This window comes from Pseudomonas sp. LBUM1656 (genome assembly GCF_059716065.1).
The window spans coordinates 5,282,091-5,304,684 of the sequence record NZ_CP166800.1 but is presented as its reverse complement, the minus strand read 5'-3'; the positions used below and the strand labels follow the sequence as shown (position 1 = coordinate 5,304,684).

19 protein-coding genes are annotated in these 22,594 nt (G+C 60.0%); 7 read left to right on the top strand and 12 right to left on the bottom strand.

Annotated features, from left to right (window positions below):
* The first annotated feature begins 3 nt into the window (after window positions 1-3).
* The 4 genes from ACA072_RS23920 (at window position 4) to lpxC (ending at window position 4,437) form a co-directional block, all read left to right on the top strand.
* Window positions 4-873, top strand: coding sequence for a cell division protein FtsQ/DivIB (locus ACA072_RS23920; protein WP_497621023.1), 870 nt, complete (start codon window positions 4-6; stop codon window positions 871-873).
* A 15-nt stretch (window positions 874-888) separates the two neighbouring features.
* On the top strand, window positions 889-2,148 hold the full coding sequence (gene ftsA / locus ACA072_RS23915; protein WP_033061341.1) for a cell division protein FtsA: 1,260 nt from the start codon (window positions 889-891) through the stop codon (window positions 2,146-2,148).
* A 71-nt stretch (window positions 2,149-2,219) separates the two neighbouring features.
* Window positions 2,220-3,413 carry a cell division protein FtsZ gene (gene ftsZ, locus ACA072_RS23910; protein WP_266017224.1) on the top strand — a complete coding sequence of 398 codons (1,194 nt, stop codon included), beginning with the start codon at window positions 2,220-2,222 and terminating at the stop codon, window positions 3,411-3,413.
* Window positions 3,414-3,525: 112 nt separating this feature from the next.
* On the top strand, window positions 3,526-4,437 hold the full coding sequence (gene lpxC / locus ACA072_RS23905) for a UDP-3-O-acyl-N-acetylglucosamine deacetylase (RefSeq protein ID WP_095130494.1): 912 nt from the start codon (window positions 3,526-3,528) through the stop codon (window positions 4,435-4,437).
* Between the two features lie 247 nt (window positions 4,438-4,684).
* Here the strand turns inward: lpxC and ACA072_RS23900 are convergent, their stop codons facing one another.
* From ACA072_RS23900 to ACA072_RS23870, 7 genes are all read right to left on the bottom strand, one after another.
* Window positions 4,685-6,181 carry a sensor domain-containing diguanylate cyclase gene (locus tag ACA072_RS23900; RefSeq protein WP_497621021.1) on the bottom strand — a complete coding sequence of 499 codons (1,497 nt, stop codon included), beginning with the start codon at window positions 6,179-6,181 and terminating at the stop codon, window positions 4,685-4,687.
* Window positions 6,182-6,328: 147 nt separating this feature from the next.
* Window positions 6,329-7,648: an OprD family porin gene (locus ACA072_RS23895; protein ID WP_497621020.1), complete on the bottom strand. Its 1,320-nt coding sequence runs from the start codon at window positions 7,646-7,648 to the stop codon at window positions 6,329-6,331.
* A gap of 195 nt (window positions 7,649-7,843) precedes the next feature.
* Window positions 7,844-8,068, bottom strand: a complete 225-nt coding sequence (locus tag ACA072_RS23890) for a hypothetical protein (RefSeq protein ID WP_497621019.1) — start codon at window positions 8,066-8,068, stop codon at window positions 7,844-7,846.
* Between the two features lie 327 nt (window positions 8,069-8,395).
* Window positions 8,396-9,760 carry a heavy metal sensor histidine kinase gene (locus tag ACA072_RS23885; protein ID WP_497621017.1) on the bottom strand — a complete coding sequence of 455 codons (1,365 nt, stop codon included), beginning with the start codon at window positions 9,758-9,760 and terminating at the stop codon, window positions 8,396-8,398.
* On the bottom strand, window positions 9,750-10,427 hold the full coding sequence (locus ACA072_RS23880; protein WP_077044915.1) for a heavy metal response regulator transcription factor: 678 nt from the start codon (window positions 10,425-10,427) through the stop codon (window positions 9,750-9,752). Before ACA072_RS23880 ends, ACA072_RS23885 begins: the two co-directional genes overlap by 11 nt.
* Before the next feature lie 9 nt (window positions 10,428-10,436).
* Window positions 10,437-13,538 carry a multidrug efflux RND transporter permease subunit gene (locus ACA072_RS23875; RefSeq protein WP_497621015.1) on the bottom strand — a complete coding sequence of 1,034 codons (3,102 nt, stop codon included), beginning with the start codon at window positions 13,536-13,538 and terminating at the stop codon, window positions 10,437-10,439.
* Window positions 13,535-14,695, bottom strand: a complete 1,161-nt coding sequence (locus ACA072_RS23870; RefSeq protein ID WP_497621013.1) for an efflux RND transporter periplasmic adaptor subunit — start codon at window positions 14,693-14,695, stop codon at window positions 13,535-13,537. The genes ACA072_RS23875 and ACA072_RS23870 overlap by 4 nt, the downstream gene beginning before the upstream one ends.
* A 1,059-nt stretch (window positions 14,696-15,754) precedes the next feature.
* Here ACA072_RS23870 and ACA072_RS23865 point away from each other — a divergent pair.
* The 3 genes from ACA072_RS23865 to ACA072_RS23855 all read left to right on the top strand — a co-directional run bounded on the left by ACA072_RS23865 (window position 15,755) and on the right by ACA072_RS23855 (window position 17,898).
* Window positions 15,755-16,126 (top strand): DUF6124 family protein, encoded by a 372-nt coding sequence (locus ACA072_RS23865; protein ID WP_497621011.1) that lies wholly within the window; start codon window positions 15,755-15,757, stop codon window positions 16,124-16,126.
* Between the two features lie 232 nt (window positions 16,127-16,358).
* The gene (locus ACA072_RS23860; RefSeq protein ID WP_028620828.1) at window positions 16,359-16,616 is read left to right on the top strand and encodes a hypothetical protein; all 258 of its coding nucleotides are present in this window, start codon (window positions 16,359-16,361) and stop codon (window positions 16,614-16,616) included.
* Window positions 16,617-16,758: 142 nt separating this feature from the next.
* The gene (locus ACA072_RS23855) at window positions 16,759-17,898 is read left to right on the top strand and encodes a transporter substrate-binding domain-containing protein (protein ID WP_497621009.1); all 1,140 of its coding nucleotides are present in this window, start codon (window positions 16,759-16,761) and stop codon (window positions 17,896-17,898) included.
* A gap of 55 nt (window positions 17,899-17,953) precedes the next feature.
* On the opposite strand, the gene ACA072_RS23850 is transcribed toward ACA072_RS23855, so the two are convergent.
* The 5 genes from ACA072_RS23850 to norR form a co-directional block, all read right to left on the bottom strand.
* Window positions 17,954-18,703, bottom strand: a complete 750-nt coding sequence (locus ACA072_RS23850; RefSeq protein ID WP_497621007.1) for a YkgJ family cysteine cluster protein — start codon at window positions 18,701-18,703, stop codon at window positions 17,954-17,956.
* A gap of 83 nt (window positions 18,704-18,786) precedes the next feature.
* Window positions 18,787-19,113 carry a hypothetical protein gene (locus tag ACA072_RS23845; RefSeq protein WP_497621005.1) on the bottom strand — a complete coding sequence of 109 codons (327 nt, stop codon included), beginning with the start codon at window positions 19,111-19,113 and terminating at the stop codon, window positions 18,787-18,789.
* A gap of 181 nt (window positions 19,114-19,294) precedes the next feature.
* Window positions 19,295-19,753 (bottom strand): GNAT family N-acetyltransferase, encoded by a 459-nt coding sequence (locus ACA072_RS23840; protein ID WP_497625038.1) that lies wholly within the window; start codon window positions 19,751-19,753, stop codon window positions 19,295-19,297.
* 27 nt (window positions 19,754-19,780) lie between these two features.
* Window positions 19,781-20,683 carry a chemotaxis protein CheV gene (locus tag ACA072_RS23835; RefSeq protein WP_461955629.1) on the bottom strand — a complete coding sequence of 301 codons (903 nt, stop codon included), beginning with the start codon at window positions 20,681-20,683 and terminating at the stop codon, window positions 19,781-19,783.
* A 283-nt stretch (window positions 20,684-20,966) separates the two neighbouring features.
* The gene (gene norR, locus ACA072_RS23830) at window positions 20,967-22,520 is read right to left on the bottom strand and encodes a nitric oxide reductase transcriptional regulator NorR (RefSeq protein WP_497621003.1); all 1,554 of its coding nucleotides are present in this window, start codon (window positions 22,518-22,520) and stop codon (window positions 20,967-20,969) included.
* Window positions 22,521-22,594 lie beyond the last annotated feature (74 nt).

Sequence of the window (22,594 nt, the reverse complement as noted above, 5' to 3'; positions counted from 1 at the left end):
ACCATGCAAGGCGCACAGCTGAGACATCAGCCCCCTCCAGCACCCGGCCGCAAGCCGGTGCCTCGGGGTGCCAGCCGAATGGTGGCCAAAGAGCCGATGTCTGCGCGCCTGCCGAAAGCCAATTTCGGCTTTCTGAAAAGCCTGTTCTGGCCGGTGCTGTTGGTGGCGCTGGGGTTCGGTACTTACGAAGGCGCACAGCGTTTGCTGCCGTACGCCGACCGGCCGATCAGCAAAATCGCGGTGCAGGGCGACTTGAGTTACATCAGCCAGCAAGCGGTGCAGCAGCGGATTGCCCCGTATGTGGCGTCGAGCTTCTTCACCATCGACCTGGAGAGCATGCGCACCGAGCTTGAAACGATGCCATGGATTGCCCACGCCGAAGTGCGCAGGGTGTGGCCGGATCAAGTGGTGATCCGCCTGGAAGAACAACTGCCGGTGGCCCGTTGGGGCGATGAATCGCTGTTGAACAACCAGGGCCAGGCGTTCACCCCGCGTGAGCTGGCGAACTATGAACACTTGCCACAGCTGTTCGGCCCACAACGGGCACAACAGCAAGTGATGCAGCAATACCAGGTGCTGAGCCAGATGCTCAGGCCGATGGGCTTCTCGATTGCACGCCTGGAGTTGCGTGAACGAGGCAGCTGGTTCCTGACCACCGGTGCCGGCAGCGCGGGCCCGGGGATCGAACTGCTGCTGGGACGCGGCAAGCTGGTGGAAAAGATGCGCCGCTTCATTGCCATCTACGACAAGACGCTTAAAGAACAGATTACGAACATTGCGCGCATCGATCTGCGCTACGCCAACGGCCTTGCTGTTGGCTGGCGGGAACCTGTAGCGCCCACGACAGCCCAACCCGCTGTCGCGAAGAATTAAGAAGAGGCAGGACCCATGGCAAACGTGCAAAGCGGCAAAATGATCGTCGGTCTCGATATCGGCACCTCCAAGGTGGTGGCGCTGGTCGGCGAGGTCTCGGACGACGGCACGCTGGAAATCGTCGGGATCGGCACTCATCCGTCCCGTGGCCTGAAGAAAGGCGTGGTGGTGAACATCGAGTCCACCGTGCAATCGATCCAGCGCGCAATCGAAGAAGCGCAGCTGATGGCCGGTTGCCGGATCCACTCGGCGTTCGTCGGCGTGGCGGGCAATCACATCCGCAGCCTGAACTCCCACGGCATCGTGGCGATTCGTGATCGCGAAGTCAGCTCCGCCGACCTTGAGCGCGTCCTCGACGCCGCCCAGGCCGTGGCGATTCCGGCTGACCAGCGCGTGCTGCACACCTTGCCGCAGGATTACGTGATCGATAACCAGGAAGGCGTTCGTGAGCCGCTGGGCATGTCGGGCGTCCGTCTGGAAGCCAAGGTTCATGTGGTGACCTGCGCCGTCAACGCTGCACAGAACATTGAGAAATGCGTGCGTCGCTGCGGCCTGGAAATCGACGACATCATTCTCGAGCAACTGGCTTCGGCCTATTCGGTCCTGACCGACGACGAAAAAGAGCTGGGCGTGTGCCTGGTGGACATCGGCGGCGGCACCACCGACATCGCGATCTTCACCGAAGGCGCGATCCGTCACACCGCGGTGATCCCGATTGCGGGCGATCAGGTGACCAACGACATCGCCATGGCGTTGCGCACCCCGACCCAGTACGCCGAAGAAATCAAGATTCGCTACGCCTGCGCCCTGGCCAAGCTGGCCGGTGCCGGTGAAACCATCAAGGTGCCAAGCGTTGGCGACCGTCCACCGCGCGAGCTGTCCCGCCAGGCCCTGGCCGAAGTGGTCGAGCCGCGCTACGACGAGCTGTTCACGCTGATCCAGGCCGAACTGCGTCGCAGCGGCTACGAAGACCTGATCCCGGCCGGCATCGTGCTGACCGGCGGTACCTCGAAAATGGAAGGCGCGGTCGAACTGGCCGAAGAGATCTTCCACATGCCGGTCCGCCTGGGCGTGCCCCATGGCGTCAAGGGCCTGGACGACGTGGTACGCAACCCGATTTATTCCACTGGCGTTGGCCTGTTGATGTACGGCCTGCAGAAGCAGTCCGACGGGATTTCGTTCTCGGGCATCAGCAGCCGCGACAGCTACAGCAATGAAGAACCGAAAGTCGCCTTGCTCGATCGCTTCAAGAGCTGGGTACAAGGCAATTTCTAAAGATTTACCGCAGCACCGTTGTAGATACAGGCAGTAGGCGAAAAAACTAGAGAAATGAAAGGAGAGGGAAAATGTTCGAACTCGTAGACAACATCCCCGCAAGCCCGGTAATCAAAGTTATCGGTGTTGGCGGAGGCGGCGGCAACGCTGTCAACCACATGGTCAAGAGCAACATTGAAGGCGTTGAATTCATCTGCGCCAACACTGATGCCCAGGCGCTGAAATCCATCGGCGCGCGGACCATCCTGCAACTGGGTACCGGTGTGACCAAAGGTCTGGGCGCCGGCGCCAACCCTGAAGTAGGTCGTCAGGCCGCTCTCGAAGACCGTGAGCGCATTGCCGAAGTCCTGCAGGGCACCAATATGGTGTTCATCACCACAGGCATGGGCGGTGGTACCGGTACCGGTGCTGCGCCAATCATTGCTGAAGTGGCCAAGGAAATGGGAATTCTCACCGTTGCGGTGGTGACTCGTCCGTTCCCGTTCGAAGGCCGCAAGCGCATGCAGATCGCCGACGAAGGTATCCGTCTGCTGTCTGAAAGCGTCGACTCGTTGATCACCATTCCCAACGAGAAGCTGCTGACCATCCTTGGCAAGGACGCAAGCCTGCTGTCCGCATTCGCCAAGGCCGACGACGTACTGGCGGGTGCCGTTCGCGGTATCTCCGATATCATCAAGCGTCCGGGCATGATCAACGTCGACTTTGCCGACGTACGGACCGTGATGAGCGAAATGGGCATGGCGATGATGGGCACTGGCTGCGCCAGCGGTCCGAACCGTGCACGTGAGGCCACCGAAGCGGCCATTCGCAACCCGTTGCTGGAAGACGTGAACCTGCAAGGTGCACGCGGCATCCTGGTGAACATCACCGCCGGTCCTGACCTGTCCCTGGGTGAGTACTCCGACGTGGGTAGCATCATCGAAGCCTTCGCTTCCGAGCACGCGATGGTCAAGGTCGGTACCGTTATCGATCCGGACATGCGCGACGAGCTGCACGTGACTGTGGTTGCTACCGGTCTGGGCGCGAAAATCGAGAAGCCTGTGAAGGTTATCGACAACACCATGCACACTTCCGTGGCTTCCCAGCCTCAGCAGCAGGTGTCCGCTCGTCAGGAAGCTCCTGCCGTGAACTACCGTGATCTGGACCGTCCGACCGTCATGCGCAACCAGGCTCAGGCCGGTGCTGCGACTGCCGCGAAGATGAATCCGCAAGATGATCTGGATTACCTGGACATCCCGGCATTCCTGCGTCGTCAGGCTGATTGATGGAATGTATCAGGGCTATGAAGGTGATTGGTGTTCAGCAAAGGTCTGGTCTGCTATTATCGCCAGCCTTTGTTGATACCAGTTCGCAATTTGCGCTGAAGCGGCCCAAGCCATGATTAAACAACGCACACTGAAAAATATTATCCGTGCTACAGGTGTAGGCCTGCACTCCGGGGAAAAGGTTTACCTGACCCTCAAGCCTGCACCTATCGACACCGGCATTGTGTTTGTTCGTGCCGACCTCGATCCGGTCGTGCAGATTCCTGCCCGCGCGGAAAACGTTGGTGAAACCACGATGTCGACCACATTGGTCAGTGGTGACACCAAAGTGGATACGGTGGAGCACTTGCTCTCGGCCATGGCTGGCCTGGGCATCGATAACGCCTACGTCGAGCTCTCCGCGTCTGAAGTCCCGATCATGGATGGTAGCGCTGGACCCTTCGTATTTCTGATTCAGTCGGCGGGCCTGGAAGAACAGGACGCCGCCAAGAAGTTCATCCGGATCCTGCGGGAAGTGACAGTGGAAGACGGCGACAAGCGCGCCACTTTCGTCCCTTTCGAAGGTTTCAAAGTGAGCTTCGAGATCGATTTCGATCACCCGGTTTTCCGTGACCGCACACAAAGTGCAAGCGTGGATTTTTCCAGCACTTCGTTCGTAAAAGAAGTCAGCCGCGCCCGTACCTTTGGTTTCATGAGTGACATCGAGTACCTGCGCAAGCACAACCTCGCACTCGGCGGCAGCGTTGAAAACGCTATTGTGGTCGACGCGGATGGTGTACTGAACGAAGACGGCCTTCGCTATGAAGACGAATTCGTGAAGCACAAGATCCTCGATGCAATTGGTGACCTCTACCTGCTGGGCAATAGCCTGATTGGTGAGTTCAAGGGCTTCAAGTCCGGACATGCATTGAACAACCAGCTGCTGCGCAAGTTGATTGAGCAGACAGATGCTTGGGAAGTCGTGACTTTCGAAGACGCCAGCACTGCACCGATCTCTTACATGCGTCCCGTTGCGGCCGTGTAAGTAAAAAAACCTCTCTAGTTTTTAAAGGCTGCCTTCGGGTGGCCTTTTTTTATGCCGATCGTTCCCACGTCGAGGCGTCGAACCGTCTGCGTGGGAATGCAGCCCGGGACGCTCCGCGTCCCATTCAGAGCCGAACGCAGAGCGTCCGTTGAGGCATTCCCACGCAGAGCGTGGGAACGATCAAACTGAGTCCCCCTGTGGGAGCGGGCTTGCTCGCGAAGAGGCCAGCCCTGACACCACAAAAACGTCAGGTAGAAGCAACCACCCGATTCCGCCCACCTTCCTTCGCCTGATACAGCGCCTTGTCCGCCGCAAACAGCAAACTCTCCAGGCTGATATCAGTCGCCGTCGTCCAAGTGCTGATCCCGATACTGACAGTCATCGGCGACTCGGCACCCTCAACCATCGGCAACTGCTCAACCGCCTTGCGGATGTTTTCGGCAAGCTGCCGCGCACCTGCGCTATCGGTTTCCGCCAGGATCACCGAAAACTCTTCGCCGCCGTAACGGGCAGCCAGGTCCGCCGGTCGTCTGACGTGGGCGGTGATGACGTTGGCCAACGAACGCAGCGCTTCGTCGCCGGCCTGATGGCCATGGAGGTCGTTGAACGCCTTGAAATGGTCAGCATCGACCATCAGCACCGACAACGGCATGCCGGAACGCTGGGCGCGGAACCATTCGTGGCGCAGGGCTTGATCCAGCGTTCGGCGGTTGGCCAGCCCCGTCAACGCATCGGTGGCGGCCAGTTGCGCCAGCTCGTGTTCGGCGTGGTGACGCCTGCGTAATTCCCGGCGGAGCAACCACGTCAGCCACAGCAGGCTCACGCACAAGGCAACGGTTGCAGAGCTGACCACTACAGCGGTGCGCTTCCAGGCCGAAAAGACTTCATCACTGGACAGCGCAACGATGACGATCAACGGCAAATTTCCGACCTTGGAGAAGGTATACAGGCGCTTGTCGCGGTATCGATCGGACATGCTGGTGAAGCTGCCGTTGCCTTCTTTGACGATGCGCTGGAAATTGGGGCGGTTACTGAAATCCTTGCCAATCAGCTCTTCGGCCAGGCGGGGTTGCTGGGCCAGGAGAATCCCGTTCTTGCTGATCAGATTGACTGTGCTGTCGCGGCCGATGCTCAAGCTGTTGAACAACTGATCGAAGTAACTCAACCGCATGGCGGCTTCCGCGACCCCCAGAAACTCACCCTGGGAGCCGCTCACCCGTCGACTGAAACTGATACGCCAATCCTGTTCGGGCAACCTGGCTCTGAAGGGGGGGCTGATGAACATCCCCGGGTCCGGGTTGTTCACGTGAGACTGAAAGTATTCGCGGTCGGCGAAGTTGCCTTGCCTGGGTTCCACCGACGCCGAGTCGGCGATCACGTCGCCCTTGTTGTCGAGCAACAAAATGTTGCCCTTGTACGGCGCGGCAGTGGCACGGTCGAAATAGGCCATATGGCGAATGGCTGGAGAAACGCTCTTGAGATCTTCTCGCTGGGAGGCGGCGATCAACCCCAGCAGGGAAATATCATAGAGTTCGACATTGCGCAGCACGTCGGCGTCGATCAATTGCACGATATTGTTGGCGGCACGAGCGGCGGACAATTCGGCGTTGGCGCGCTCACGTATCAGCAGGAAGGTCACGATGCTGAGTATCGCAATCACCAACAGCACACTGCCGAGAACCAGAAGTCGCTCCGATCGTGTCGAGACGATCGGGTCTTGAGATTTCACACTGCTCACACTCATGGTTCTGACTTCTGCAAATAAGGCGTTATGAAAGTTTTTTACAAGAATCGGGCAGAGTCCCAGAAACCGGTTGCGTCCAGAGCGCTTGTATAAATGCCGGATAAAAAAAAGGCCAGCAAAACATGCTGGCCTTTTGCTTAATAAAGCTTAGAAGACATTCAGTGGGTAGTCGACGATCACCCGGTATTCATCGGTATCCTGATCCAGCGCGCCGTAGCCATTGCCGCCACGGTTGGTGGCCCATTGCAGGCGAACCGCCAGGTCCTTGGCCTTGCCGCCCTGGACCACGTACTTCAAATCAATGTCGCGTTCCCAGTGGCTGGCGTTTTTGCCGTCGGCGCTGTACCACGAGGCGTAACCACGGCTGTCCGGATCAACTTTGGTCAGGTCCAGTTCGCCCCTGGAGTAGGACAACGCCGACGTCAGGCCGGGGAGGCCGAGGCCGGCAAAGTCGTAGGCGTACTTGAGTTTCCACGAGCGCTCGTTCGGGCCGTTGAAGTCCGAATACTGCTGGGAGTTGTCGAGGAAGACGCTGTCACCTTGGCTGATGTAGTCGAATGGGGTGTTGCCGTTGACCCGCTGATACGCCGCGGTAACGCTGTGATTGCCCACGCCAACGGTGAAATGCAGGCTGTACGTGTCGTTGTCGATGTTGCCCAGCAGCGCATCGCCGGTGTCCTGCGTGTGATAGAAGTGCAGGCCCGGGTTGAGGCTGACCAGATCGTTCAGCGCGTAGGTGTAATCCAGGTCGTAGTAATACTGGTTCCAGATGTCCTTGAGCTCGGAAGCGTAGAGACTGCTGGTCAGTCCCGGCAAGCCGCTCCAGGCCACGCCGGCCCAATTCAGGTGCTGACTGTCGTCGCCGTCTGCCAGGCTGCCGTAGGAGGTGCCGATGCGGGTGTGACCGCTCTGGTTGTACGGTTTGGTGAAGCTCGCCTGGCCACCTTCGATCAGGAAGCCGTCGAAGCTGTGGTTGGTCAGGCTGACGCCACGAAAGGTCTGCGGCAGCATGCGGGTCTCGCCACCGGCAATCACCGGGTTGGCGAGGAACAGGTCGCCGGCCTTCAGTTCGGTATCAAAGGCGCGCATTTTCAGCGTGCCACCCGCCGTCGAGAACGACCCCGGCGCTTTGCCATTGCCATCGCTGATCGGCAGGATGCTCGAGCCATCCGTGCCGCCACCGCCGTCGAGCTTGAGCCCGAGCATGGCGTGGGCATCAACGCCGAACCCGACGGTGCCTTGGGTGAAACCCGATTCAAAGATACCCAGGAAACCCTGGCCCCATTCGATGTTGTCGTCCGCCTGCTGCAGACGGTTACGGTTCATGTAGTAGTTGCGGGCATTGAGGTTGAGGCTCGAACCTTCCACAAAACCTTCGTGGCTGGATTCGTCGGCAGCGTGGGCGGCGGCGGGTATCGTTGCAGCGATTGCAATGAACAGCGGGGTGAAGCGGAGAGGGAAACGCACTTGCGGTAAAGCTCCTTGGGTCAACCAGGCACTTCATGTTCTTGAAGTGCAAAATGTTTCTTGTTAGTGAAGACGAATCGGACGGCGTTTAAACCACAACGAAAAAAAGCCGCTGATAGCAGCGGCTTTGAAGACAACTTTTCAAAGGAAAGAGCCAATGAAAAGTGTCGAGGGAAAAGAAGCGAATACGCGGGATCAGCTGTCTTTCTCAACCTGTGGCCGGGTGGCAGAGGTGGACGCTTGAGGGGTTTGCGCAGCGTCCTGAGCCTTGGCCGTCATTTCGCTCTGATATTCTTCATACGCAGAGGCGCGCGCTACATTTTGCGCGACGAAGGCCGGCGATTCTTCAGCCATGGCGAACGGAGACAGGAACAAAGAGGACAAAACGAAAGCGCTGGCAATACCCATAGTGTTGGACATCTTTAAAACCTTCTTGCTTGGCAAGTGCTGTTTGGTGCGGCAACGATAAGGGGGATTGGAGAGGGGAAAAAGAGCGGATTCTTGAAAGGACTGTTGCGCTTAAAGCAACAGTAGCCAGGGCGACGCAATACATGTAGCAGCTGTCGAGCAGCGCGAGGCTGCGTTCGGTGCGGGCCGCGGTCGGACGAAGCCGTCGTGAAATCAGGCGATGCGGTCTGTCAGATAGACCGCGTATTCAGGGTTTACGACTGCTTCGCAGCCGAACGCAGCCTCGCGCTGCTCGGCAACTGCTACAGGGACCGCGTGCAGTCCAAATGCCGGGTTGGGTCAGACGGGGAGATGGATGCCAAAGGTGTTCATGCCGTGATCACTGCGCACAAACACATCCCCGCCATGCATCAACGCAATCGCCTTGACGATCGCCAGACCCAACCCATGGTTGTTCCCACTGTTGCTGCGCGACGCATCCACCCGATAAAAGCGCTCGAACAACCGCGGCAAATGCTCGGTGGCAATCGGCGATCCAGGGTTCGCCACCCCGATGCTGACCTGATGCTCCTCAACCTCGATCCGCACCTCGATCACTTGCCCAGGCCCGGTGTGCTGCACCGCATTGCTCAGCAAATTGATCAACGCCCGGCGCAGATGAGCGATCTCGATCCGCACCTGCGCATCACCGCTGACCTGCACCTGAACCTGCGCGTCTTCAAGAATGAAATCCAGATATTCCAGGGTCGTGGCCACTTCATCGGCCAGCGAGGTGGAGGTCAGTTTGGTCGCCTTGCTGCCCTGATCCGCACTGGCAAGAAACAGCATGTCATTGATGATCGAACGCAGCCGTTCCAGCTCTTCAAGGTTCGATTGCAACACTTCGAAGTAGTGTTCCGCCGAGCGTCCGCGGGTCAGCGCGACCTGGGTCTGGCCGATCAGGTTGGTCAGGGGCGAGCGCAGTTCGTGGGCGACGTCGGCGTTGAACGACTCAAGACGCGAATAGGCCTGCTCGACCCGCTCCAGTGTCGAGTTGAACGAATTGACGAACTGATTGAGCTCCGGCGGTAAAGGCGATAGGCGCAAGCGCCCGGAACGCAACGGCGGCGCCAGGCGCTGGGCCTCTTGAGACAACTTGATCAACGGCTTGAGGCCAATCCGTGCCACCCAATACCCCAGCGCCGACGCCAGCAGCACACCGACAATTGCCAGGCTGATCAGCGCGATCAGCAGATGATGCTGGGTCTGGAAAAACGTCTCGGTGTCGATGCCGATCATGAACCGCAGCGGCGGACGCTGGTCCTTGGCCGGGAACTGGCTGACCAGCACTTTCAGCGGATAAGGCTGGTCCGGCAACGTCATGTCGCGCATCCCCAGCGGCCCTTCGGCAAAGGCGCGGATCTGCGGCGTCAGGTTGCCGTATTCGTAGTGCGGATCGCCGCTGATGATCCAGAAACTGATGCGCTTGTCTTCTTCGCCCAGCAGCTTGAGCTTGTTGTTGATCTTCACCCAATGCTCGGGCGTGCCATAACGCCCGACCGTGGATTCGAGCACGCTGTAGCGCGCGTCCAACTCAGCCTCAGGCAACAAACCCAGCCCCTTATCGACCTGCTGGTACAAGGCCCAGCCGATCAACAGAAACACCAAAAGCGCCACCAGCGTAAACATCCCGCTAAGGCGCAGAGCAATCGAATTACTGGACACCGCGGCTCTCCAGCACATAACCCATGCCCCGGATCGTGTGCAGCAGTTTTTCGTCGAAAGGCCCGTCGAGCTTGGCCCGCAGGCGTTTGATCGCGACTTCGACGACGTTGGCGTCGCTGTCGAAATTGATGTCCCAGACCATTTCGGCGATGGCAGTTTTCGAGAGGATTTCACCTTGCCGACGAGCCAATACGCTCAGTAGCGAGAACTCCTTGGCGGTCAGGTCCAGACGGGTGCCGGCGCGGGTGGCTTTGCGGCTGATCAAATCGATCCACAGGTCGGCGATGCTCACTTGCACCGGCTCATGACCGCCGCTGCGCCGGGTCAACGCTTGCAGGCGCGCCACCAGTTCGAGGAAGGAGAACGGTTTGCCGAGGTAATCGTCGGCACCATCGCGCAGGCCTTTGATGCGGTCTTCGACACGCTCGCGGGCGGTGAGCATGATCACCGGGGTTTGCTTGCGCGCACGCAATGCGCGCAATACGCCGAAGCCATCAAGCCCCGGCAGCATCACGTCGAGGACGATCACCGCGTAGTCGCTTTCCAGCGCCATGTGCAGGCCTTCGACGCCGTCGCGCGCGAGGTCCACGGTGTAACCCTGTTCCGTCAGGCCGCGGTGCAGATAATCCGCGGTTTTTTCTTCGTCTTCGATAATCAGAACGCGCATGACCCCGCCTCAGTCTGTGGTTGCCAGCGCCGGCATCGGTGCGGGTTTGGGCTTATGGAACAGCCGCTCCAGCCACAAGTATATGACCGGAGTGGTGAACAGCGTCAGCGCCTGGCTCACCAGCAAGCCACCAACGACCGCGATCCCCAGTGGCTGGCGCAGTTCGGCGCCGGTGCCGTAACCGAGCATCAGCGGCAGCGCGCCGAGCAGGGCGGCGAGGGTGGTCATGATGATTGGCCGAAACCGTGTGATACAGGCCTGGTAAATTGCCTCTTCCGGCGGCAGGCCGCCCTTGCGTTGGGCTTCAAGGGCGAAGTCGATCATCAGGATGCCGTTTTTCTTCACGATCCCGATCAGCAACACCAGCCCGATCAGCGCCATGATTGAAAAATCCTGGCCGCATATCCACAGCATGATCACCGCCCCGAGCCCCGCCGACGGCAGGGTCGAGATGATGGTCAGCGGATGCACGAAGCTCTCGTAGAGCACGCCGAGAATGATGTACACCGCCACCAGCGCCGCCAGGATCAGCCATGGTTGGCTGGCCAGCGAACTCTGGAACGCTTGCGCCGCGCCCTGGAAGTTGCCGCTCATGGCCGCCGGCATGCCGATCTCGGCCTTGGCCTGGTTGAGCATGATCACCGCATCGCCCAACGCCACGCCGGGCGCCAGGTTGAACGACAAGTTGGCGGCCGGGAACATGCCGTCATGGGCGATGGACAGCGGGCCGACGGTCGGCGCGTCGAATTTCGCCAGCGCCGACAGCGGCACCATTTCCCCGCTCAGGGGCGAGCGCAGGTAGAAATAGTTGAGGCTTTCGGCCTTGCCGCGTTGTTTGGTGTCCAGTTCCAGAATCACGTTGTACTGGTTGATCTGGGTCTGGAACTCATTGATCTGCCGCTGGCCGAAAGCGTCGTACAGCGCTTCATCGACATCGCTGGCGGTGAGGCCGAAACGCGCGGCGGCGCTGCGGTCGATGCTGATGTGGGTGATGCTGCCGCCCAGCTGCAGGTCGTTGGAAATGTCACGGAACGCCGGGTTACTGCGCAGTTTTTCCGTGAGGCGCTGGGTCCAGGTGCTGAGGGTCGCGCCGTCGTTGCTCTTGAGCACGTATTGGTACTGCGCGCGGCTCGGGCCAGAGCTGAGGTTGATGTCCTGGCCGGCGCGCAGGTAGAGGACGATGCCCGGGACTTTCATCAGTTGCGGACGGATCCGGTCGATGAACTGGCTGGCCGAGACGTCGCGGTCTCCGCGTTTTTTCAGGGAAATCCAGAAGCGGCCGTTGGCGATGGTCTGGTTACTGCCCGACACGCCCACCGAATGGGAAAACGCCGCAACTGCGGGATCCGCGGCGACGATTTCGGCCATCGCCAAGTGTTTTTTCACCATGTCGCCGTAGGAAATGTCGGCAGCGGCTTCGGTGGTGCCGAGGACAAAACCGGTGTCCTGCACCGGGAAGAACCCCTTGGGGATAAAGATGTAACCGGCAATCGCCAGGCCCAGCGACACGCAGAACACACCGATCATCAATTTCTGATGGTCGAGGGCGCGGCGCAGCAGTTTTTCGTAGCCGGCCAGCAAGCGTTCGCCGAACGTGGGTTTGCTGTGGGCGTGGTGCACCGGCGCGCGCATGAACAGCGCGGCCAGGGTTGGCGCCAATGTCAGCGAGACCACCACCGAAATCATGATCGTCGAGGTGGCGGTCAGGGCGAACTCCTTGAACAGCCGCCCGACCACGCCACCCATGAACAGCAGCGGAATGAATGCCGCCACCAGCGAGAAACTGATCGAGACCACGGTAAAACCGATCTCGCCGGCGCCTTTGATCGCCGCTTCGCGCATGCCGTCGCCGGCCTCGAGGTGACGGTGAATGTTCTCCACCACCACAATCGCATCGTCGACCACAAACCCCACGGCCACCACGATCGCCACCAGCGTCAGGTTGTTCAGGCTGAAGCCCATGATGTACATCAAGGCGAAACTGGCGACCAGTGAAACACCCAGCACGGCGGACACGATCAGGGTCGCCGACCACTGGCGCAGGAACAACGCCATCACCGCCACCACCAGCATGATCGCGATCAGCAGGGTGATTTCCACCTCATGCAGCGAGGCGCGGATGGTCTGGGTGCGGTCGACCAGCACCTTGACCTGAACCGAGGCCGGCAGCATCGCTTCGAGGCCGGGCAGGGCGGCTTGAATACGGTCCACGGTTGCGACGATGTTGGCGCCCGGTTGCCGGGATATCACCAGGTTCACCCCCGGTTTATCACCGGCCCAGGCTTGCACGTAGGCATCTTCCGAACCGTTGACGACTTTGGCGACATCCTTGAGGTGAACCGGAGCACCGTCCTTGTAGGAAACGATGAGCTGGCTGTATTCGTCCGGGTGGAACAACTGGTCGTTGGTCGACAACGTCGAAATGCTCGACTCACCGTACAACGCACCTTTGGCCAGGTTGAGGCTGGTGTTCTGGATGGCCAGGCGAATATCCGCCAGCGTCAGGCCAATAGCAGCGAGTTTGTCGGCCGAGGCCTGAACGCGGATCGCCGGACGTTGCTGACCGGTGATGTTGATCTGGCCTACGCCGTCGATCTGACTAATCTGACGCGAGAGCAGGGTTTCCACCAGGTCGCTGAGTTCGGGACCGGGCATCAAGGTTGAGTTGATGCTGAGAATCAGCACCGGGCTATCGGCCGGGTTGACCTTGCGCCACGTCGGCAGGTTCGGCATGTCCTTGGGCAGTTTGCCGGCGGCGGTGTTGATCGCGGCCTGCACTTCCTGGGCGGCGGTGTCGATGCTTTTGTCGAGGGTGAACTGCAGGGTCAGGTTGGTCGAGCCGAGGGCGCTGCTCGAGGTCATCTGGGTCACGCCGGGGATGGCGCTGAATTGCACTTCAAGCGGCGTGGCCACCGAGGAAGCCATGGTCTCGGGGCTGGCGCCGGGCAATTGCGCGGCGACCTGAATGGTGGGGAATTCGGCTTCCGGCAACGGCGCAATCGGCAGGCGCGGGAAGGCGATGACGCCGAGCAATACCAGAGCAAAGGTCAGCAGGATCGTCGCTACAGGATGATCGATGCACCACGCCGAAACCCCACCGTGGGTCTTCATGGCTTCGACTCCGATTGCACCACTTGCGGCGGTTCGGTCAGCACCTGCACGGTCGAGCCGGGTTTGAGCCGCGATTGGCCGTCGCTGACCAGCACATCGCCCGGTTTCACGCCTTTGATGATGTCCTGGCCGCTGCCTTGGTGGACCATTTGTACGGTGACGGTTTCGACTTTGTCGCCGTTGACCCGGTACACGAAATGTTGATCGAGACCACGCTGTACGACGGTGGGCGGGACCACCAGCGCATCTTTATCCAGTGCTGTCTGAATTTTTACCGTTACCAGCAGGCCCGGCCAGAGTTTCTGCCCTGCGTTATTGAATTCTGCCTTGGCGCGGATGGTCCCGGTGTTAGCGTTGATCTGGTTGTCGATCAAGGTCAGGTGCCCTTCGCCCAGCAGGTTGCCGGTTTCACCGTCGGTGTCGGCGCCGATGTAGGCTTTCACTTGCGCCCGTTGCGGGTCGCCGATCAGGCCTTGCAGGGTCGGCAGCATTTGCTGCGGCAGGGAGAACTCGACGGCGATCGGGTCGATCTGGGTCACGGTGAACAGGCCTTGGGCGTCGGTCATGCGCAGGAAGTTGCCTTCGTCGACTGTGCGAATGCCGACGCGGCCGGTGACCGGGGAGCGAATCTGTGTGTAGGAAAGCTGCACCTGAGCGGCATCGATTGACGCCTGATTGCCTTGGGCGGTGGCTTTGAGTTGATTGACCAGGGCTTGTTGCTGGTCGTAGGTCTGTTTGGATACGCCGTCGTCGACGCTCAGCAGTTTGTATCGCTTGAGGTTGACCAGGGCGACTTGCAGTTGCGCCTGGCTTTCGCCCAATTGGGCCCGGGCCTGGTCGAGGCTGGCGCGGATCGAGCGGTCGTCGATGGTGGCGAGCAGGTCGCCTTTGTTCACCAGTTGGCCTTCTTTGACCAGGATTTTGGTGAGGATGCCGTCGATTTGCGGGCGGACCACTACGCTGTGCAGGGACAGGACCGAGCCGATGCCGCTGACGTAGCGGGGGACGTCTTTTTCGGTGACGCTGACGACTCGGACCGGGATTGCTGTGGGCGCGGCGAGTTTGGCGGTGGCGGGTTTGGTGGCGTACCACGCGCCTCCCGCTGCCAGGGCAATCAGCAGACCTGCGATCAAGGCGGTTTTTTTCTGAATTCGCATGCGAGTGGGGCGCCGGGCTGGGTGGTCGGGAGTCGGGTCTGGTTTGTACCTTCCTTTATAAACCTGTTCGGCCGTCAGGAAGGTGACTGCTAACTGACGGCGCTGTCAGTTTGGGGCTTTAGTCTGTGATGTTTTTGACCTTGGCGGCCTGACAGCCGACCAGTCTCCCCCAGATGTACACCATCCAACTGTGGGAGCGGGCTTGCTCGCGAAGGCGGCCTGACAGCCGACCTATCTCTTTGAGGTGTACATATCCATTTCTGCGGTAACGGCCGCTTAGGGTTTCGCCCTTACGGCGAGTCCCTTTTGGCAAACGCCCCAAAAGGAACCAAAAGGTCTCGCCCCAAGCGTCCGGCCCCTCGCTTAGGCTCGGCGTTCCTTCGCTCCGGTATCCATCCGGGGACACTGCCCTCCGGTTGGCTTCGCTGCACCTACATGCAGCGTGTTCGACTGCGTCGAACGGCGCTGCGCGCCACTCCCCGGATGAACACCTCCACTCAGCCTCCCGAAAGGGGCGGGTGGATCAAGATCAAGAGCTGCAGGCGAGCTAACGCTCGGCCTGTTGAGTGGTGAGAAGCGAATGGTGTACGCCGATCCCTTGTAGGAGCGAGCCTGCTCGCGATGGCGGCCTGATAGCCGACCAATATCTTACGGATGTACAAAATTCCCCTGTTGATCGTTCCCACGCTCCGCGTGGGAATGCCGCCAGGGACGCTCCGCGTTCCATTTTTGTGTTGAACGATGTGTAAAAAAACACAGCGTTTTCCCACGCATTTTTCAGGTTGCCGGGTAGGAAGCGTGTTCTCTAACCTTTGGCTGTCGCTGAAAACTCAGCGACCGGGAGTGAGATTCCGGCTGAACAATTGGAAACCAGCGCAAGGCCCCCCATAATTGCCGCCAGCTTATCCGCTGCCTGCAAGTTTTTTATGGCGGCTGTGTGCGGGCAGACTTCGGTCTGGCCGGGTTCCTTTTGCCGGTAATCTCACACCGCACATAGCTGCCACCTCTGCTCCGAGTGAGATCGGAAATTGATGGCTCCAACATCAAAAGGAAATTTGCATGGATAAGTTAATCCCCGATCCACCCATTGACACCACCACTCCCAGCGACGAGGTCACTCCGACCGAAGCGCTCATCAAAGACCGAGAAGCCATAAAACGCGCCCTCGATTATTACCTCGATCCACCCGAGCAATACGCCGCAAAACCCCGTCGCCCCAGCACCATGTTTATGGTGGCTCCCGATATTGATTCAGAAAGTCTGTTGGCGCATGCCTGTGAGTCTTTGGCGTCGGCGAGTGTGATGAGCAGTGATTTTGCGACGAGTCTGGAGGGGCCGCAGCGCCACACGGTGATGGCGATTCAGCAGGTCATCATGCTGGCGGAGTTGGCGGTGAATCGGGTGTTGGACAGGTTGGAGCTTCCGGCTTAGGGAATGTCCGGTCAGGTCGACCGAGTCATCGTTCATCGCGGGCAAGCCCGCTCCCACAGGTACAGCGGTGTCCTTGTGGGAGCGGGCTTGCCCGCGATGACGTCTGTTCAGTCAACACAAAACCCGACGGACTCGCTTGCGGCGTGAAGCTTGCGGCTCTGGACACAGGTATACTGCCGCCTTTCGCGGCTCGCTGACCGGGCCCGACTCTTTTGCATCACCCGGAGCTTTCATGACTTCCCCGACACAACCGCCGGTTGCCGACGCTTTGAGCGACGACCAGGCAGATCTGCCAGACAGCGTCGACTCCAGCGCAGACAGCGAAGCCAAAGCCGCGATCCCTGCGTTCAAGTTCCCGTTCAAACCGGGTGATCTGGCCGCAGCGAAGAACGCCAGCCAGCCTTGGTACAAGAATGGCGCGAAGAATGGCCATACCAAGACGCCGGGGGCTGCGCCTCCTGGTACTCGTCGTTCGATGGGCAAACGCTGATCGTCGGACAGCTTGTCGCTCGGTAATTGTTCCTTCAGTCATTGGGACGGTTCCCACAAGGATCAGCGATTTGTCCTCTGGGAAACCCGGTAGCCGCTCATCAAGAATTCATGCCCGATGAATCCTTGATGAAGGCCTCCCAATGTCTGTGCTTAAACCCCTTTCTCTGCTGTCACTGATGGCTCTGGTAACCGGCTGCGCAACCCCTGCAGTCAATCCGCAGATCCGTTTCGGGGTCGAAGCCCTCGTTCCACCGTTCGAGAGCCGTAACGACAAAGGTGAGCTGGTTGGATTGAACATAGAGTTGGGCAATGCACTGTGTGCAGAACTCAATTCCCGTTGTGTCTGGGTCGATCAGGATTACGCCACCAACCTTCAGGCCCTTGAAACCAGGCGTTTCGACGTGATCATGCCGATGACGGCTACGCCGGCGCGTCGCGAGCGGGTGGATTTCACCGATAATCTTTATCCCTTGAGCAGTCGCCTGGTGGCGCGGAAAGGCGCAACGTTGCAACCGGATGTGCAATCGCTCAATGGCAAGCGTGTCGGCGTCCTGGCAGGCACCAGCCGTGAGGCGTTCGCCAAGGCGCGCTGGGCGGAAGCGGGCGTAACGGTGCGCAGTTTTCAGTTCAACGACCAGTTGATTGCCAGTCTGCGGGCCGGCGAAATAGATGCGACCCTGCAGGACTCCATCGAAATCACCCAGGCGTTATTGAGCCTGCCGCAAGGGCAGATGTTCGATTTTGCCGGTCCCGCCCTCAACGATCCGATGTTGGGCAATGGAGTCGCCATGGCTGTGCGCAAAAGCGACACTGCACTGCGCGATAACCTGAACGCAGCGCTTGAGCGTCTTAAGCAAAATGGCCAGTACCAGGCGATTACCCAACGTTACCTGCCACCGGCTGCACCGGCCTCGCCACGCTACTTCCCTAATGAAGAAGGCCTGGCATTTTCCGATGCGGTACAGCTCGGCAATACCGTTTACTTCTCCGGTGTGATCGGTCTGGGAGCGGATGGTGAGTTGGTTAAGGGCGGCATCCGGGCACAGACGGCGCAGGCCATGGAGAATTTGAGTACCGCAGTGCAGCGTCAGGGTTTGTCGCTGACTCAGGTGGCGAAATGCACGGTTATCCTTGCCGATATCAAGGATTTCGCTGCCATGAATGCCGTATATCGCAGTTATTTCCCGGCGGACCGCTTACCCGCTCGCACGACATTTGCCGGCAAGCTGGTCGCTGACGCGAAGGTTGAAGTGGAATGCCTGGCAATGGCGGCCAACTAACCGTTCAAGATCGAGCCACTGCGCGATGCGATTGCGCAGTGGCAACACCGGCATTTCAAGCCCCCCGCAACGATATAAACGCATAGTTCACCGGCGCTTCAGTCGCCACTTGCGCCCCGGCTGCCTGCATTTGCCCGGCGATATCGTCGCCCGACACATGAAATTGCCAGTCACTGCCTGAGCCTGCCAGTGTCTGCCCGACCACTTGATCGATAACCGTGGCAAACGCGTTCATATCCGGCAGGTAAGCCGTGAACCCATCCCCCTTCAACGCTGTAGTCCGAATCCCCAACAGCCCGCAAATCGTATCCTTTGCCTGAATGTCATCGCGATCCGCCTGACGTGAGCGCTGGATCAACCCTGCCAGTTCCTGATCCACCAGCTCACCACCGATGATCAAGTCCGGGCCCTGTTCCCACGACTCCGGCGGGCACTCCTTCACCGCCGTGTTCAGCGCAATGTGCGGATTGATTTCCATCGGGTAGATACGGCACACCAGCGGGCGGCGTTCGTAGATGCGGCAGAGGTTGTCTTCGTCAAGATTCCGGCAGGGGCCGACGTTGTAGGCGGCGAAGGTGATCGCCACGTAGGCCTCGGACGTGCCGCTTCGAACCATCACTGAACGGCGTTCGGCGTGTTCGCGTTGCTGCGTTGGCAGGCCCAGGCCGTTGCCCAGGAAACCTTCCACCAACACAATCACTTGACCGCCGTCGGCCGCCCACATGCGGGCTTCGGCCAGGGTCAGGGGCACGTGGTGGTCGTTGCAGCATTTGCCGCAACCTACGCAGGAAAAAGTCGTATTCATTGAACGGCCGGTCGCTTCCGAAGGCATGAAACGGCGCCAGAAAGACACCGCGAAGGTGCGCTTCGAAGCAAGTTATGCGCCAGTCACTGGGCTTTGGCGGTGGGGCGGATGGCGTCCCATTCGGTCACGTAGGCGGTTTTGGTCTTTTTGTTATAGAGGCACAACTCGGTGCCTGGCTGGCCTTTCATGTGTTTTTGCGGGTATTGGCCTTGCAACAGGAGCGCGGTGTAGCCGACGCGGTCATCGAATTGTGCGGCGTTGCCGACGGGTTTGGCGTTTTTCAGGCCGCTGGCTTTGGTGCAGCTGGCGAGTACGGCTTTGTCGTAGGCGGCCCAGGCGTCGGGGCTGGAGGCGTGGGCCTGGGTGGCGAGGGCGGTGAGGCAGAAAAAGGTCAGGGTGGCGGCTTTCATGGTTCAGGCATCCTTGGGCAGTGAGTTGGCCGAGGAGGGAGTATGCCTGATGGTTTGACGGTGAATGTGTCGGCCTCTTCGCGAGCAAGCCCGCTCCCACATTCGACCGAGTCATGCCTGGGAATGCGATCAAATGTGGGAGCGGGCTTGCTCCGGGCGGCGTTCCGACGAAGGCGGTGTATCAGACTGGAACCGGCTCCTTGCGGACCACATACATCCCGGCACTTTCATACAACCGCTGTGCCCGAAGGTTGTCTTCCACTACCTTCAAATCCACAAAACCTTCCCGGCGATCCTGAAACACCTTGAATGCGTGCAGCAGCAACGCACGACCCAATCCAAGGCCTTTAGCCCGAGAATGCACCACCAGGTTCTTGATGTACGCGCTGGTCCAGCACTGGCATACACCCACGATGCCTTCGGCATCCAGTGCAATAAAACACAGGCTCGGGTCGTATTCCGGATCGGTCTCAAAGCGCTGTTGCCAGACATCCAGTGCCGGCACACGACCGCCACCTTCCTGATAACCCAGCTCCATCAAACGATGAACATCTTCAGCCAGTTCGGGTCGGTATTGGACGAGGTCTATCCCTTGAGGCCAAGTGATCGCGGGCACAACCTCAGCGAGGTTGCGCCGCATCAAGAAGCAGAATCGCTCGGCCAAGACTCAGTGACCTTGTTCGGCGACGGCCTTGGCCGCCTCGATCAGGCATCGGGTCAGTTCCGGCGAGGAGAACTTGGTTAGCACCGCGTTGGCCCCGGCCAGGCGCGCTTTCTCGCTGTTCATCGCGCTGTCCAGGGACGTGTGCAGCAGCACATAAAGGTGCGAGAAGTCCGGCGTCTCGCGCAGGGTGCGGGTAAAGGCGTAGCCGTCCATCTCCGACATTTCGATGTCCGAGACGATCAGGTTGATCTGTTGCGCGGTGCCTTGCAGGTCCAGCAGGCAGTCGATGGCTTCCTTGGCGCTGCGGGCGGTGTGGCATTGCAGGCCGAGGTTGCGCAGGGTGTGTACCGATTGCTGCAGCGCGACCTGACTGTCATCGACCACCAGAATCCGCGCGTTACCCAGCACTTCGGCGTCTTCCATGCTCAGTTCGGTCGGGGCCGTTTCGATCTGCGCCGGGGCGATGCCGTGAATGACCTTTTCGATATCCAGCACTTGCACCAGCGTGCCGTCGACCGAGGTCACGCCGGTGATGTACGAGCGCACGCCGCCTGAACCGAAGGGCGGCGGGCGGATGTCGGTGGTCAGGCAGTGGACGATTTTGCTCACGGCCTGAACGTGCAGGCCCTGCTTGGAGCGGCTGACGTCGGTGACGATCAGGCAGCCACCGTTCGGGTCTTCCAGCGGCCGCTCGCCGATGGCGCGGCTGAGGTCGATCACCGACAGCGAGGCGCCGCGCAGTGTGGCTATGCCTTTGACGTGGGGGTGCGACTCCGGCAGCTTGGTCAGCGGCGGGCAGGGGATGATTTCGCTGACTTTCAGCAGGTTGATTGCCATCAGCTTGCCGCTGCGCAAGGTAAACAGCAGAAGCGAAAGTGAGTCTGCGCGGGCTTTGGTGGTGGACATAAAAACCTTCTGTGGAAAAAGGTGATGGGCGAAGAAAAAGTCGCCAAAAGCTATTGATGCCGGGTTATCGACTTGTTGGGGGCAGGCTTTAGGGGCATTCCGTCGCCATGTCGGTGAACGCGGTCCCTGTAGCAGCTGCCGAAGGCTGCGTTCTGCTGCGCAGCAGTCGTAAATCCTGAATCCCTGGTACGTCAGACACAACGCGGTGAATGGTTTGGCGAGGACTTCGTCTTCGGACGTCCGAACGCGGCCCGAGCCTTCGGCAGCTGCTACAGGGGTTGCGTTATTTCATGCCCAGTCGCTTGGCCATCCGCCCGAGATTCGCCCGGTCCAGGCCTAGTTCACGGGCCGCGCTCGCCCAGTTGTCGTGATGCCGTTCCAGGCAAGCGCTGATCAATTGTCGCTGATAATTTTCGGTCGCCTCCCGTAAATCCCCTGACACCAGCGCCGCCGGGGCCGCAGTCGGTTGCTCGGTGGCGGCGATTTCAACGCTGCCACTGGGCAAATCCAGATCCGCCGCACTCAAACTGAGAATCTTCGGCCGTTCCTTGCAGTTACCCAGCGCCTTCAACGCGCTGCGACCAATCAAATGCTCCAGCTCCCGCACATTCCCCGGCCAACCATACGCCAGCAATGCCGTCTGTGCGTCGCTGTTCAAGCGCAGGCTGTTAAGGCCCATCCGCGAGCGGTTCTGTTCCAGGAAGTAACCGCTGAGCAGCAACACATCCCGCCCGCGATCACGCAGAGCCGGCACCAGCAGCGGGTAAACACTCAGGCGATGATAGAAGTCGGCGCGGTAGCGGCCGCTGCGCACTTCTTCGGCCAGGTCGCGGTTGGTCGCGGCGATGAGGCGCACGTCTACCTGATGTTCTTTATCCGACCCCAGGCGCTGCAACTGACCGCTTTGCAGCACCCGCAACAACTTGGCTTGCACGGTCAGCGACAGTTCGCCGACTTCATCGAGAAACAGCGTGCCGCCATTGGCCAGTTCGAACTTGCCGCGCCGATCGTTCATGGCGCCAGTGAAGGCGCCGCGCACATGACCGAACAATTCGCTTTCCACCAGCGTGTCCGGCAGGGCGGCGCAGTTGAGGCTGATGATCGGCTTATCCGCCCGGGGGGATGCCGCGTGAATCGCCTGCGCCACCAGTTCCTTGCCGACCCCGGTTTCACCAGTGATCAGCACGGTCAGGTCGCTGCCGCCCACCAGGTTGATCTCTTCCACCAAGCGTTTGTGCGCTTTGCTCTGGCCGATCATCTCGCGGTTCTGCTGGCCGCTGGCCTGACGGTAGACCTCGGCGCGCTGATGTTCGTCTTCGGCGCGATTGGCCAGGCGTTCGATGCGCTCGGCGGCGTTGACGGTGGCTGCCGCGAGGCTGGCGAAGGCCTGCAGGGCGTCCAGTTCGATGGGTTCGAATTGTTCCGGGTCGAGGGCGTCGAGGGTCAGCAAACCCCACGGACGTTCGTCGATAAACAACGGGCAGCCCATGCAGTCGTGGACTTCCAGATGATCGTCGAGGCCGTCGACCAGTCCGTCGTAAGGGTCGGGCAAGTCGCTGTCGGCGGCGAACCGCGTCGGGCCGTGGCTGCTGAGCAACGCTTCGAAGCGCGGGTGTTCGCTGACTTTGAAGCGTCGGCCGAGGGTGTCGGTGCTCAACCCGTCGACGGCCAGCGGCACCAGCCATTCGCCGTCAAGGCGCAGGAGGGCGGCGGCATCGCAAGGGAGCAGGGCGCGCATGGCTTCGAGCAGGCGTCGATAGCGCTCGCCTTCGGGCAGTTCGCGGGACAGGTCGGAGACCAGCGGCAGTAGGGCAGTGAGCAATGATTTTGCAGTCATAGTGACTCCGTGTAGTCGGTATGACTATAAGTCAGTTTGTGTCGATATGACTACTCTGTTTATAAGTTGTTGAT

What these genes read in the sequence shown, in the direction of transcription:
- ACA072_RS23920 (WP_497621023.1), top strand. Translation starts at nt 4, where the DNA reads ATGCAAGGCGCACAGCTGAGACATCAGCCCCCTCCAGCACCCGGCCGC.
- ftsA (WP_033061341.1), top strand. Translation starts at nt 889, where the DNA reads ATGGCAAACGTGCAAAGCGGCAAAATGATCGTCGGTCTCGATATCGGC.
- ftsZ (WP_266017224.1), top strand. Translation starts at nt 2,220, where the DNA reads ATGTTCGAACTCGTAGACAACATCCCCGCAAGCCCGGTAATCAAAGTT.
- lpxC (WP_095130494.1), top strand. Translation starts at nt 3,526, where the DNA reads ATGATTAAACAACGCACACTGAAAAATATTATCCGTGCTACAGGTGTA.
- ACA072_RS23900 (WP_497621021.1), bottom strand. Translation starts at nt 6,181, where the DNA reads ATGAGTGTGAGCAGTGTGAAATCTCAAGACCCGATCGTCTCGACACGA.
- ACA072_RS23890 (WP_497621019.1), bottom strand. Translation starts at nt 8,068, where the DNA reads ATGTCCAACACTATGGGTATTGCCAGCGCTTTCGTTTTGTCCTCTTTG.
- ACA072_RS23880 (WP_077044915.1), bottom strand. Translation starts at nt 10,427, where the DNA reads ATGCGCGTTCTGATTATCGAAGACGAAGAAAAAACCGCGGATTATCTG.
- ACA072_RS23875 (WP_497621015.1), bottom strand. Translation starts at nt 13,538, where the DNA reads ATGAAGACCCACGGTGGGGTTTCGGCGTGGTGCATCGATCATCCTGTA.
- ACA072_RS23870 (WP_497621013.1), bottom strand. Translation starts at nt 14,695, where the DNA reads ATGCGAATTCAGAAAAAAACCGCCTTGATCGCAGGTCTGCTGATTGCC.
- ACA072_RS23865 (WP_497621011.1), top strand. Translation starts at nt 15,755, where the DNA reads ATGGATAAGTTAATCCCCGATCCACCCATTGACACCACCACTCCCAGC.
- ACA072_RS23860 (WP_028620828.1), top strand. Translation starts at nt 16,359, where the DNA reads ATGACTTCCCCGACACAACCGCCGGTTGCCGACGCTTTGAGCGACGAC.
- ACA072_RS23855 (WP_497621009.1), top strand. Translation starts at nt 16,759, where the DNA reads ATGTCTGTGCTTAAACCCCTTTCTCTGCTGTCACTGATGGCTCTGGTA.
- ACA072_RS23850 (WP_497621007.1), bottom strand. Translation starts at nt 18,703, where the DNA reads ATGAATACGACTTTTTCCTGCGTAGGTTGCGGCAAATGCTGCAACGAC.
- ACA072_RS23845 (WP_497621005.1), bottom strand. Translation starts at nt 19,113, where the DNA reads ATGAAAGCCGCCACCCTGACCTTTTTCTGCCTCACCGCCCTCGCCACC.
- ACA072_RS23840 (WP_497625038.1), bottom strand. Translation starts at nt 19,753, where the DNA reads ATGCGGCGCAACCTCGCTGAGGTTGTGCCCGCGATCACTTGGCCTCAA.
- ACA072_RS23835 (WP_461955629.1), bottom strand. Translation starts at nt 20,683, where the DNA reads ATGTCCACCACCAAAGCCCGCGCAGACTCACTTTCGCTTCTGCTGTTT.
- norR (WP_497621003.1), bottom strand. Translation starts at nt 22,520, where the DNA reads ATGACTGCAAAATCATTGCTCACTGCCCTACTGCCGCTGGTCTCCGAC.